Source organism: Stenotrophomonas sp. WED208, assembly GCF_040984485.1.
Classification (GTDB): domain Bacteria; phylum Pseudomonadota; class Gammaproteobacteria; order Xanthomonadales; family Xanthomonadaceae; genus Stenotrophomonas; species Stenotrophomonas riyadhensis.
Genome location: NZ_JAZARB010000001.1, coordinates 3,867,515 through 3,879,837, shown reverse-complemented (window position 1 = coordinate 3,879,837; position 12,323 = coordinate 3,867,515). Strand labels below are relative to the sequence as shown.

General features: G+C 68.5%; 11 protein-coding genes and 1 pseudogene. 2 read left to right on the top strand and 10 right to left on the bottom strand.

The window, feature by feature from the left end; genetic code table 11:
* Positions 1–18: 18 nt before the first annotated feature.
* The 5 genes and pseudogenes from VPH47_RS17740 to VPH47_RS17720 form a co-directional block, all read right to left on the bottom strand.
* Positions 19–1,347: pseudogene (locus tag VPH47_RS17740) on the bottom strand (peptidylprolyl isomerase); the annotation flags it as partial.
* Positions 1,344–3,845, bottom strand: a complete 2,502-nt coding sequence (lptD, locus tag VPH47_RS17735; RefSeq protein ID WP_368851379.1) for an LPS-assembly protein LptD — start codon at positions 3,843–3,845, stop codon at positions 1,344–1,346. The pseudogene VPH47_RS17740 and the gene lptD, both read right to left, overlap by 4 nt.
* An 89-nt stretch (positions 3,846–3,934) precedes the next feature.
* The gene (locus tag VPH47_RS17730) at positions 3,935–4,873 is read right to left on the bottom strand and encodes a histone deacetylase family protein (protein WP_180854782.1); all 939 of its coding nucleotides are present in this window, start codon (positions 4,871–4,873) and stop codon (positions 3,935–3,937) included.
* Between the two features lie 9 nt (positions 4,874–4,882).
* Complete coding sequence (locus tag VPH47_RS17725) at positions 4,883–5,437, bottom strand: cob(I)yrinic acid a,c-diamide adenosyltransferase (protein WP_110711091.1); 555 nt, start codon at positions 5,435–5,437, stop codon at positions 4,883–4,885.
* Between the two features lie 8 nt (positions 5,438–5,445).
* The gene (locus tag VPH47_RS17720; protein WP_088024424.1) at positions 5,446–6,030 is read right to left on the bottom strand and encodes a hypothetical protein; all 585 of its coding nucleotides are present in this window, start codon (positions 6,028–6,030) and stop codon (positions 5,446–5,448) included.
* Positions 6,031–6,138: 108 nt separating this feature from the next.
* Here VPH47_RS17720 and ubiH point away from each other — a divergent pair, with 108 nt between their 5' ends.
* Positions 6,139–7,347 (top strand): 2-octaprenyl-6-methoxyphenyl hydroxylase, encoded by a 1,209-nt coding sequence (gene ubiH, locus VPH47_RS17715; protein WP_197611200.1) that lies wholly within the window; start codon positions 6,139–6,141, stop codon positions 7,345–7,347.
* Complete coding sequence (locus tag VPH47_RS17710) at positions 7,344–8,525, top strand: UbiH/UbiF family hydroxylase (protein ID WP_153856330.1); 1,182 nt, start codon at positions 7,344–7,346, stop codon at positions 8,523–8,525. Before ubiH ends, VPH47_RS17710 begins: the two co-directional genes overlap by 4 nt.
* A 202-nt stretch (positions 8,526–8,727) precedes the next feature.
* Here VPH47_RS17710 and VPH47_RS17705 read toward each other — a convergent pair whose 3' ends face one another.
* The 5 genes from VPH47_RS17705 to VPH47_RS17685 all read right to left on the bottom strand — a co-directional run bounded on the left by VPH47_RS17705 (position 8,728) and on the right by VPH47_RS17685 (position 12,306).
* Positions 8,728–9,123, bottom strand: a complete 396-nt coding sequence (locus VPH47_RS17705) for an EF-hand domain-containing protein (RefSeq protein WP_368851378.1) — start codon at positions 9,121–9,123, stop codon at positions 8,728–8,730.
* Between the two features lie 47 nt (positions 9,124–9,170).
* Positions 9,171–10,238 carry a 23S rRNA (cytidine(2498)-2'-O)-methyltransferase RlmM gene (gene rlmM, locus VPH47_RS17700; protein WP_110711094.1) on the bottom strand — a complete coding sequence of 356 codons (1,068 nt, stop codon included), beginning with the start codon at positions 10,236–10,238 and terminating at the stop codon, positions 9,171–9,173.
* The gene (locus VPH47_RS17695) at positions 10,222–10,782 is read right to left on the bottom strand and encodes a nucleoside deaminase (protein WP_004154307.1); all 561 of its coding nucleotides are present in this window, start codon (positions 10,780–10,782) and stop codon (positions 10,222–10,224) included. Before VPH47_RS17695 ends, rlmM begins: the two co-directional genes overlap by 17 nt.
* Before the next feature lie 97 nt (positions 10,783–10,879).
* Positions 10,880–11,602 (bottom strand): DUF6348 family protein, encoded by a 723-nt coding sequence (locus VPH47_RS17690; RefSeq protein WP_368851377.1) that lies wholly within the window; start codon positions 11,600–11,602, stop codon positions 10,880–10,882.
* 50 nt (positions 11,603–11,652) lie between these two features.
* Positions 11,653–12,306 (bottom strand): hypothetical protein, encoded by a 654-nt coding sequence (locus VPH47_RS17685; RefSeq protein ID WP_368851376.1) that lies wholly within the window; start codon positions 12,304–12,306, stop codon positions 11,653–11,655.
* Positions 12,307–12,323: the final 17 nt, after the last annotated feature.

Below are 12,323 nucleotides of genomic sequence, written 5' to 3'. Positions count from 1 at the left end.
CGGTCAGGACTGCGGCGGGGTGGCGGTGTTTTCCGCGCGGTCGCCACTGCGGAAGCTGACGTAGGCTTCGCCACGCAGTTCCTGCAGGAAGCGGTTGTACTCGTCTTCCAGCTTGCGGCGGCCGATGGTCTCGCGGACCTGGGCACGCTGGTTGTCGGTGGTCACGTCGGTCTGGCGGGTGCCCACGCGCTGCACGATGTGCCAACCGGCATCGGTGCGGAACGGCTGGCTGACGCCACCATCCTGGATGCCCGACACCTGCTGGCCGAATGCAGGACCGAACGCATCGGCCGGGAACCAGCCCAGATCGCCACCCTGGCCTCGGCTGTTGTTGTCCTCGGAGGACTCCTTGGCCACGGTCTCGAAGTCTGCGCCGCCGGCAATGCGGGCGCGCAGCGTGTCGATCTTGGCCTTGGCGGCGGCGTCGGTCTGGTGGTCATCCACACGCACCAGGATATGGCGGCCGTGGTACTCGGTGATGGTGTTGCCACTGGCTGCAGCGCTGGCATCACGCACGTCCACCAGCTTCAGCAGCTGGAAGCCGCTGGGGCCGCGGATCGGGCCGACCACTTCGCCGGGCTTCATCTTTTCCATCAGCTGTGCGAAGGCCTGCGGGATTTCATCCAGGCTGCGCCAGCCGAGGTCGCCGCCTTCCAGCGCGTTGGGGCTGTCCGAATAGCGCACGGCGGCGGCATTGAAGTCCAGCTCGCCCTTGTCCAGCAGGCCCTTCACGCCGTCGGCCTTCTTCTGGCCGGTGGCGATCTGGTCGGCGTTGGCACCGTCGGGCAGGGCGATCAGGATGTGCGCCAGGTGGTACTGGTTACCGACGGTGGCCTGCTGCTTCAGCGCGGCATCGACTTCGCCCTCGCTGACGCTGATGCGGCTCTGCGCGAAGCTCTGGCGCAGGCGCTGCACGGTGATTTCGTCGCGCACCGATGCGCGGAAATCATTGAAGTCGATACCGTCATGGGCCAGGCGCTGGCGCAGGGCATCCAGGGTCGAACCGTTCTGCTGGGCGATGGCATTCATCGCCTGGTTCAGCTCCTGGTCGCCGATACGGATGCCGCTGCCCTGGGCACGGGCGACCTGCAGCTTGACCAGCACCAGGCGCTCGAGCACCTGGCGGCTGAGCACGTCTTCCGGCGGCAGCTGGTTTTCACGGCCGACGTACTGCGCCTTGATGTTGGCGATCGCACGCTGGAGCTCGCTCTGCAGGATCACGTCCTCATCGACGACGGCGGCGATGCGGTCAAGCGGCTGCGCCTCCTGGGCAAGCACCTGCAGGGGGGCGGACACGCTGGACACCGCCAGCAGCGAGGCGAGTAGAACGGGGAAGCGCTTGGTCATGGGATCAGATTCGGATCGTAGTCATCCCGGGTCGCCCCGGTGTTGCTGGGCGGCACGAGATAGAGGTCGTCGCGGTTGTAGCCGAGGATAGCACGGCGCAAGGTGCGGTCCGTGTCCTGGCCGATGGAGCTCAGGCCCTTGAGCACGAACTCCAGCTGGATGGAGTTGTTCATCTCGCCTTCGCGGTTGCGGACGTAGCGGCGGGCCACGGCGCGCACGGCCAGGCAGCAGCTGTCCCACTGCACGCCGGCGATGATTTCCAGCGGTTCCTTGTCCTGCAGCGAGTAGTAATAGCGGCCCACCAGGCTCCAGCGCGCATTCAGCGGGTACAGGAACGACAGGTCGGCCTGCTCCAGCAGGGTCCGGTCATGCTTGTTGGCGCCGGCCGGGGCGCCGGCGTTGATGCGGTAGCGATAGCTCAGGTTGATCACGCCATCGTTGGGCATCAGGTAGCGGGCGCGGACGCTGGCCAGATCCTCACGCTTGTACTTCGGATCCCACTGGTAGGTGGCGCCCAGGGTCCAGCGGTCGTTGATCATGTAGTTGCCGTCGGCGATCCAGGCCGACTTGCCCTTCTCCACCGGGGCGCCGCCCGGGGTCGTGCTGACCCGCGATTCATCGAAGTACTGGATCTGGCCGATCGAGGCCGAGAAGCGCTCCTTGCCGGTGGTCTGGTCGATGAAGCGGGTACTCAGTGCCAGGGTCAGCTGGTTGGCATCGTTCTGACGGTCGGCGCCGGTGTAGCGCGAATCGCGGAACAGCTGGCCCCAGCTGAAGGTGAAGTCACGGGTATCGAAGATCGGCAGCTCATCCTGGTTGCGGTAGGGCGTGCGCAGGTAGAACAGGCGCGGTTCCAGTGTCTGCAGGAAGGACTTGCCGCGGATGCTGGTCTCGCGGTCGAAGAACAGGCCGGCGTCGATGCTGCCGATCGGCAGGCTGCGGCTGGGCGACGTGTTGCCGCGCAGCTGTTCCGGCGTGGCCGTGGTCGGGTCGATGCCCTGCGAGCGCAGGATCTGGGCCTGGATGCCATTGACGCCGTCAACCAGGCCGCGATCCAGCTGGTAAGCCGTGTAGCGATAGGCCAGGGTCGGGGTGATGTACCACGCCGCGCCGCTGATCGGGAACGACACGTAGGGCTTCAGGTCCAGGCGCGAGCCACCGCTCACGCCGACCCCGGACCGCTGCTGGATGCCGTTGCGCGTGTACTGCAGATCCTCGCCGGCGCTGGCGTCGTACTTGAAGTTGACGTCGTCGTGGGTGAAGCGCACGGCCTCGGCGTAGATGCCGGTTTCCAGCCACGGCAGGACCGGCTTGTCCCAGTTGAAGTACAGGCGCGGCTGGCGGTTGTAGGGCAGCGCGCTCTCGTTGAGCGTGTAGTCGGTCAGCTGCCAGCGGTCGGCCATGATCCCGGCCGTCCAGTTCTTGCCGGTACCGTACAGGCCGATGGTGCTCTGCAGGTTGGACGCGGTCACACCGACCAGGCGGTTGGCGAAGTCCTCGACATAACGCTCGTCGCTGACCCAGGCCAGGTTGGCGCGGGCCTGCCAGTGGTCGTCCACGTTGTGGTAACCGGAAAACATCACGCGGCCGCGGTCGCGGTCGCGCAGGCGGTCGTTGGGCATGAACGATGTCAGCACCTCGCCACGGCCGCCGTTGTAGAGGTAGCGGAACTCGTTGTCGAGCAGCAGGCCGCGCCGGCTCATGTAGCGTGGGGTCAGCGTATCGTCGTAGTTCGGCGCCAGATTGAAGTAGATCGGCTGCGCGTAGTCGACGCCGTTGCGGCCGGACATGCCCAGCTGCGGGAACAGCAGGCCGGTCTTGCGGCGATCATCGATCGGGAACTTGAAGTACGGCGCCCACAGCACCGGCACCTTGCCGATGCGCAGCACGGCGTTGCGGGCCGTACCGAAGCCTTCGTCGTTGTCCACTTCGATCTGCGGCGCCGACAGCTTCCACACCGGCTGCGACGGGTCGCAGGTGGTGTAGGTGGAGCGGTGCATCTGGCCGACCGCGCCCTGCAGGTCGACCGATTCGGCATCGCCGTTGCCCCGGCGCGACACCAGCTGGTACTTGATGTCGGAGATCTTGTGGGTGTCGCTTTCCTGGTTGCCCTCGGCGCGCTTGGCGATCATCCGGATCGACCCGTCCTGGTAGCGGACGTTGCCGTCGGCAATGTAGTTGCCGGTCTCGGTATCGAAGCTGAGCTTGTCGGTGCCGACGAACTGGTCGCCGCGGCGCAGTGCCACGTTGCCCTCGTACTGCGGCACCGTGGTGGTGCCCAGCAGCTGGTCACCCTCGATGTCGGTCGGCTGGTTCTCGCGCGCGGCGGCGGCGCTGGCCTTGTCCTGGCCGGGAACCGGGGTGGGGGCGTCGGTGAACGCGGGAATGACGTCGGTGGCCGGGCACAGGCCCCAGTTGAGCGGCTTTTCATCGGCCATCACCGGCAGGCTGATGGCGATGCTCAGAGGCAGGGGAAGCAGGCGGAGGGCTCGGCGCACGCGGTTCGGATTCGGGCGAAAACGGACGGTAGCTTGCCCCATCCCTTGCATAGGGGCAATGAAGGGCGCCGCAGGGGGCCGGTTCGGGTTCATCCGGCGGCGGCGCTGGAAGCCGGTGACATCAGGGCCTGGACGTGGGCCACGCTGCACTCGGCGAGGGCCTGCAGGTCGTAGCCGCCCTCCAGCATCGACACCACCCGGCCGGCCGCGTGACGACGCGCCAGCGCGTGCAGTTCACGGGTGATCCAGGCGAAATCGTCGGTCTCCAGCATCAGGTCGGCCTGCGGGTCGCGCAGGTGGGCGTCGAAGCCGGCCGAGATCAGCAGCAGCTGCGGACGGAAGTCGTCGATGGCCGGCAGCATCTCGTCGGCCCAGACATTTCGGAAGCGGAACCCCCCACTGCCCGGCGGCAGCAGGATGTTCATCAGGTTGCCGGCACCGCGGTCGCGGCGCAGGCCGGAATTGGGAAACAGCCCGGCCTGGTGGGTGCTGTAGTACGAGACGCGGGCATCGTGCTGGAAGATGTCCTGGGTGCCGTTGCCATGGTGGACGTCGAAATCGACCACCGCGATCCGCTCCAGGCCATGGCGGTCGCGGGCATAGGCGGCGGCGATGGCGATGTTGTTGAGCAGGCAGAAGCCCATCGCCGTGCTGCTGGTGGCGTGGTGGCCCGGCGGGCGTACCGCGCAGAAGGCCAGCGGGTCGTCGCCCAGCATCACCGCATCGACCGCGGCCACGCCGGCGCCGGCGGCATGTACAGCGGCGCTGGCCGAGCCGGGTGAGGTCCAGGTGTCCATGTCCAGCTGGCGCAGCGGTGCGGTCTGCGGTTGCAGCACGAAGTCGAGCAGGGCGCTGTCGTGGACCCGGGTCAGTTCACCGAACTTGGCCGGTGGTGCTTCGCGCCACTCCAGCTGGCCGGGGAACGCGGCGTGCAGCGCGTCCAGCACATGCTGCAGGCGTTGCGGGCACTCGGGATGGCCCGGACCGGGGTCATGCAGCAGGCAGGATGGGTGGGTATAGACCAGCATCGTGCCGACTCAGCGCTGGCGCTGCTGTGGCTGCCACAGCGCTTCGCCATGGCCATCGGCGCGGGCCAGTACGCGGGCCAGCACGAACAGCAGGTCCGACAGCCGGTTGAGGTACTGCAGCGCCTCGCTGCGCACGGCCTCGTGGCGGGCCAGGGTGACCGTCTCGCGCTCGGCGCGGCGGACGATGGTGCGCGCCAGGTGGCAGCGCGCGGCGGCTTCGCCACCGGCCGGCAGGATGAACTCCTTCAGCATCGGCAGGTCGGCATTGTAGTGGTCCAACTGCTGCTCCAGCGCCGAGATATCGGCAGCGTGGATCGCGGCATGGCCGGGAATGCAAAGCTCGGCGCCCAGGTCGAACAACTGGTGCTGCAGATGCACCACCAGCGCGCGCACGTCCTCGGGCAGTGGTGCTGCCAGCAGCAGGCCGAGCGCGGCATTGGCCTCGTCGACGGTGCCGTATGAGGCGACACGGGCGTCATCCTTGGCCACGCGCTGGCCGTCGCCAAGGCCGGTACTGCCGTCGTCGCCGGTGCGGGTGTAGATGCGCGAGAGGCGATGACCCATGGCGCGGCTCAGTGACGGATGTCGCGGCGGGCCTGCTGGAGCTTCAACACCTGCTCCACGGCCAGCTGCAGCGCGGCAGCCAGCGCCACATAGATCGCCGTGGTGCGCAGGTAGGGCCCGAACCACTGTGCGTAGTTCTGTGCCCAACCGGCCAGCGTCGGTTCGGCCACGTTACGGCTGGTCCAGTAGAAGCCGCCCTGCGCAAGCAGGTGACAGACCGCCACCGAGGCGACCAGCAGCAGCGCGCCCTTGGCCAGTACCGGCCAGCGCGCACTCTGGTAGTTGCGGCCCAGCAGCATGCCGCCGGCCCACAGCGAGAAATAGGCCGGCAGCAGCAGCCAGTAGCCCGGGGAGACGCAGTAGTGCTGCCAGAAATCCAGGCCGCTGCTGCGGATCACGATCCAGTCCACCAGCACCGCGAACACCATCAGCAGCGGGAACGCCCAGCGGGTCCAGCGCGCCAGGTAAAAGCCACCGATGAAGAACACGGCCCAGGAGGCATCGGGGATCGCCGCGAAGTGATTGACCCGGGTCGCCGCCAGCAGCAGTACGAGTACGGACAGGACGAAGGCGCGGTTGGCGGTGTCGGACATGGTGGGGGCCCGGAGCGGATTCAGGTTTCATTCTAGCCCGCCGCGCAGGTTGGCGCAGGTCGGGGGGCGTTGGGTGTTCGGGCGGGGCGAGCGCGTATCATGAACACCATGAGTGAACGACATGACGTGCTGATCGTCGGTGGCGGCCTGGTCGGCGCCAGTTTGGCCATTGCCCTGGACCGCCTGGGCCGCGATGTGGGCCTGCTCGAGGCCAGCCCGGCTGGCGAGCTGCCGGCGGTGTTCGACCAGCGCAACCTCAGTTTCGCCGCGGCCACCGTCAACGCGCTGACCGCGCTGGGGGTGATGCAGAAGCTGGCGATGGCGCCGGGCCCGATCCGGCGCATCCATGTGAGCCGTGCCGGTGATTTCGGCCGCGTGCAGCTTGAAGCAGCCGATTACGACCGGCCCTGGTTCGGCCAGGTGGTGGTGGCGCGTGACTTCGGCCAGGCGCTGGAAGCGCGCCTGCAGGAACTGCCACGGCTGCGCCGTTACCGGCCGATGCGGTTCCTGGGGCTGGGCGAGGTGATCGATGGCTACCGCCAGGTGCGGGTGGCCGACGAGGCCGGCGAGCGCGTGCTGCTGGCACGGCTGGTGGTCGGTGCCGATGGCACCACCAGCGGCGTGCGTGGCGCGCTGGGCATCGAGGTCGACCGTCATGATTTCCAGCAGACCCTGTTCGTGGCCCGCGTGCGCAGCCAGCGTGCGCCGGACGGCACCGCCTGGGAGCGCTTCACCGATACCGGCCCAACCGCCCTGCTGCCGCGTGGTGACCGCCACTTCGGCACTGTGCACGGTGTTGCGCGCGACCAGGCCGATGCGGTGATGGCGCTGGATGATGCGGCCTGGCTGCAGCGGCTGCAGGATGCGATCGGCTGGCGTGCCGGCCGCCTGCTCGAATCTGGCCCGCGCAGCGCTTACCCGCTCATCCAGGTGCTGGCGCGCGCGCTGGCCGGTGAGCGCACGGTGCTGCTTGGCAATGCCGCGCAGACCATCCATCCATTGGGTGCGCAGGGCTTCAACCTGGGCCTGCGCGATGCGCTGACCCTGGCCGAACTGCTGGAGGATGCGCATGAGGATGCCGGCAGCGACGCGCTGCTGCAGGCCTATGTCGCGCGCCGCGAGGACGACCGCCGGCAGACGGTGGCGTTCTCGGGTGGCCTGGCACGCCTGACCAGCAATCCGGCACCGCTGATGCGGCCGCTGCGCAGCCTCGGCCTGGTGGCTGCACAACGTGCCTCGGTGCAGTCGATGCTGGTCGGTGGTGCGATGGGCTTCCGTGGTGAAGTGCCGCGCCTGTGCCGCGGAGAAGCCGCATGAGCCGGCGCACGCGCCTGGACGTGGCCATCGTCGGTGGTGGCGTGGTCGGTGCCGCCTGTGCGCTGGCGCTGGCCGATGCCGGTCTGTCGGTTGCGCTGGTGGAGGGCCGCGAACCCGCGCCATGGCAGGCCGCACAGCCGGACCTGCGGGTGTTCGCCTTCGCCGCCGACAACGTGCAGCTGTTGAACCGCCTGGGTGTGTGGCCGGCCATCGCGCAGGCCCGCGCGTGGCCCTACCGGCGCATGCAGGTGTGGGATGCCGCGGGTGGCGAGGATCTGTTGTTCGACGCCGACCGCTTCGGTCGGCGCGAGCTGGGCTACATCGTCGAGAACGGCCTGCTGCAGGATCGCCTCTGGTCGGCGCTGCCGGCGGCGGGCGTGCAGCTGCACTGCCCGGCACGGGTGGAAGCGCTGGAGCAGGACGAGGACGGCGTGCGCCTGCGGTTGGATGACGGGCGCCGCCTGGAAGCGGCGCTGGCCGTGGCCGCCGACGGCGCCGAGTCGACCCTGCGCCAGCTGGCCGGAATCGAGGTCGAGCGGCATGACTACCACCAGCGTGGCGTGGTGGCCTACGTGGACAGCGAGCTGCCGAACCAGGCCACCGCCTGGCAGCGCTTCCTGCCGACCGGACCGCTGGCGTTGCTGCCGGTGGCCGAGCGCCGCAGTTCGATCGTCTGGACCCTGCCCGAAGACGAAGCGGCTCGCGTGCTGGCGTTGGACGAAGATGCGTTCAACCGCGAACTGACCCGCGCCTTCGCGGCGCGCCTGGGCGAACTGCGGCTGGCATCACCGCGTGCGGCCTTCCCGCTGCGTCGGCAACTGGCCCGTCACTACGTGGCTGGCCGCGTGCTGGCGCTGGGTGATGCCGCGCATGTGGTGCATCCGCTGGCCGGGCAGGGCGTGAACCTGGGCCTGCGCGACGTCGCCGCCCTGCAGCAGTGGCTGGCGCCGTCGGCCGAGCGCCGCGGCCAGCCGCGCCTGTCGCCGCAGCGCCTGCAGCGCTGGGCGCGCGAACGGCGCAGCGACAATCAGATCGCCGCCTACAGCTTCGACGCGATCAACCGCCTGTTCTCCAACGACGAAATGCACCTGACCCTGGCCCGTGGACGCGCACTGGGCTGCGTCGGCAAATGGCCGCCGCTGGTGCAGGCATTCTGGAAGCGCGCCGCCGGGGTCTGACCGGAATACCGGCCGCTCTGGCAGGTGCCAACGCCGCTCTGGTAGGTGCCAACCTTGGTTGGCACAAGGCTGGAAATACCCTCGCCTTATCTGAGCCCAGGATGCCTGATGGATGTGCCAACCAAGGTTGGCACCTACCAGAAGCGGGCTCCGTTACCGCCGTTGATCCACGCCATGCGTGGATGAAGATCGCGCCGGTGGATCAATCGACCAGCCAACCAGCCAGGTCGGCACGGTCCAGCTTGCCGCGGTGCCTGCGGTCCAGCGAATTGAACTCGTCGGCCAGCGCAGGGTTGGCTTGTGCTTCCTGGCGGCTGATGAAGCCATCGCCGTTCACGTCGAGGTCGCTGAAGCGGATGCGGTACTGGCCGATCACGCTGCTCGGTTCCAGCGAGCGAACGGTGACCTGTGCTTCGCCGGCCGGCCGTGCAATCTCGACGCTGCCGCTGACCCGGCCGGCATCCAGCGGTTGCTGGCGGATCGCGCCGCCGGTCGGGCCCAGTGGCTGGCTCTGTGCAGGGGTGTGCGGCAGCTGCTGGGCAATGGCCGGTGCGGCTGCCAGCACGATGATCAGCATGGCGAGCGGGTGGTATCGCATGGTTCCCTTCCTCAGTAGCGCCGGGCCATGCCCGGCGGACATGTTCCTCAGCGCAGCGGCGAGGCCAGCACGGTGATCTCTTCACGATCGTGATAGAGCTGCTTGGCACGCACCACCAGCGGCTTGCCGGCCTGGTCCTGGAACAGGTCCAGGCACAGCCGGGTCTCGTCCCAGCGCTTCTTCATCGGCAGCTTCAGATTGAAGATCGCGTGCCTGCACCAGCCTTCGCGGAACCAGGTGGCCATGCGCTCGGCCACGCGGCGCGGCTGCTCGACCATGTCGCAGACCATCCAGTCCAGCGGCTGTTCCGGGTGCCAGTGGAAGCCATCGGCGCGCAGGTGCTCGACCAGGCCGGTGTCCAGCACATGCTGGCGCAACGGGCCGTTGTCGATGCTCAGTACGTGCATGTGCTGGCGGGTCAGCACCCAGGTCCAGCCGCCCGGTGCGGCACCCAGGTCGGCCGCGCGCATGCCGGGCCTGGCCAGCGCTTCGCGTTCTTCCGGCGTCAGCAGGGTCAGCAACGCTTCGTCCAGCTTCAGCGCCGAACGCGAAGGCGCTTCGGGCAGCAGTTTCAATCGCGGAATGCCCAGTGCCCACGGCGCGCTGTCGGCCGGGTCGGCCACGCAGACGAAGGCATGGGTGCCGTCGACGAACACCACGTGCAGGCGCGGCAGGCGGTCGTTCGGCTTGTCGGTGAGCTTGCCGGCCTTGCGCAGCGCCGGGCGCAGTGCATTGCCAAAGGCGCGTGCCAGACCGGACAGCGGCTTGCCGGCGTCCGAATCGGGGTGCTCCACCCACAGGTCACCGAAGCGCGGCGCATCGGCCAGCACCTCCAGCATCGGGGTGATGCGGTCGGCCGGGTCCAGTTGTGGTAGCTCGGCCAGCACCACCAGCTTCTGCCGCGCGAAGATCAGTTCGCGCCAGCGCAGGCGCGGTGCCAGTGCCGCAGCTTCGTCGCACATGAACAGCACGTAGCCATCATTGCGCTGGGTGCGCGCATAACCGGCGAAACCGGCTTCACCGGCGCGGAACTGCAGTTCGCCAGCCAGCTCGGGCTCGAAGCCCTGCCGGCACAGGCACAGCAGGCCGATGCCGGTCTCAGTAACGGGCGCCATCGCTTTCCCCATAGGCACGCAGCACGCTGCGCGCGGCGTCGCGGTTCAGGCCCTGCACCACTTCGATGCCGCGCTTGTTGAGTTCACCCACCCAGTCGGCCGGCAGCGGGCCTTCGTCGAACGGGGTCAGCTCTTCGACGTCGGCCGAGTTGGCACCGATCAGCAGGCGGTCGATGCCGGCCCACACGGTGGCGCCGTAGCACTGGCAGCACGGCTGCGAGCTGGTGGCCAGGGTGACCGGCGACAGTACCGCGTTCAGGCGCGGGGTCTGCAGGCGCTGCTGGGCCAGCATGTAGGCCATGTTCTCGGCGTGCGCCAGCGAGGTCGCGTGCGGCATCACCCGGTTCACGCCGGCGGCGATCACCTTGTCATCCGGGCCGAACACCACCGCACCGAACGGGCCGCCACTGGCGTGCTCGACGTTCAGCCGCGACAGCTCGATCGCCAGCGCGACCTTGGCCTCATCGCCCGGATATCGACGATCCAGGTCGATCTGGTCGTGGATCCAGGCGGGAAGGGTCAGGTGGACTTGCGCGTACAGCATCGCGGGGGTGCCTCGTAGGGAATGGAAGAAGGTGCGGTTGCTTGGGAAACCGGCGCGCAGTGTAGCCGCACCGGCCTGTATCGGGTGTGGCGGCGGGTCAGCCCGGCGAGCCGGTGCGGATCACTACGTACTGCTTGCGGAATTCCAGCCCGGCCTGCGGCCAGCTGGCCGCGTAGGCGCGCAGCAGGGGCAGGGCGGCGGCGAAGTCGTGGCCGTTGACCCGGCAATCGGCCTCGCACAGGCCGTCGGCATCGCGCGAGGCGAACAGGCGGATGGCGAGGAACTGGCGGGCTTTCAGCAGCTCATCGAAGGCCTCCATGCTGCGCGTGAACAGGCAGCAGGGGCAGGAACCGTGGTCGTCCTCGCTGCAGGTGGAGGCATCCACCTCCTGTGCGCGGTAGTGCGCCAGCGGCCCCAGCACCACGGTGCGCTGCAGTTCTTCGCCTTCGTCGGCGCCCGGATAGGTCAGGCCCAACATCGGCAGGCCCTGCGCGTCTGCGGCGCCGACGGCGGTCTGCAGCGTCGCCAGGTCCACCCGCGCCCAGGCCTGGAGGCCGGACAGCAGCGACGCCTGTTCGTCGGCTCCGTTGGCGTGCTGGTACTCGAACAGGCCATCGGCGAACAACACCGGATGCTGGGCCTCGATGACGGTGGAGGTCTGCCAGCCGCCGTTGTCGCGCGCGTGCGCGGCCATCGCGTGCGGGGTCAGGCGCAGGCCGCTGTCCAGCAGCAGCGCGCCGCCGTCGGCGCGGCAGGCGATGCCGGCGTCCTGCAGGACCTGCTGCAGCAGCGGGAGGAGAGCGGCGGAGGTCGTGGTCATGTCAGGCCTGTGGATGGATGGGGTGGAACATCCAGGCAGGGCCTGGGGATCTAGTGGTCGAGCGCGTCGAGTTCGGCGCGATATCGCTGCGCGTCGGGCTGCTGTTGCGGATCGTTGCCGTGGTCGCGCAGCCAGGTTTCCAGCTCGCGGCGATAGTCCGCGCGGAAATCGGCATTGCCCGGGCTGAAATGCAGCTTGCGTGCCGCCACCTCCACCCGCTCGCGCGCGCTGGCACGGGCCTGGGCGATGCCGTGCGGTGATTCGTTGGTGAGGATGACGAAGTTGCGCGAGAAGCCCGGCGTGTACTTCACCACGAATGGCTGGTTCTGCGCCGGGATGCGGATGGCGTTTTCCAGCGGCCACAGCGAAGCGGTATTGGTGTGGAACACCACCTCCACATCGCGCCCTTCGGCAGTGCGCAGCACCGCTTCGTAGCGCCAGATGTACTGCTCGTTGAGCGTGGAGTTGGTTTGCTCGGCCTTGACGATCACCGCTTCACCACGCTCGCCCACCACGTTGAGGAAGGCGGCGTTGAGGAAGTGGCCGAGGAAGATGTTGAGCATCGCCAGCGGGAACACCACGATGGCGTAGCCCGGAAAGCGCCGCCACCACGAGACCAGCCCGGCCAGCACCATCGCTGCAAAGAACGTCAGCAGCGGATGCTGCGAGATGAACCAGAGCAGGGCGGAGAGGGCGGTGATCATCGTCGGATTCGTGCGGG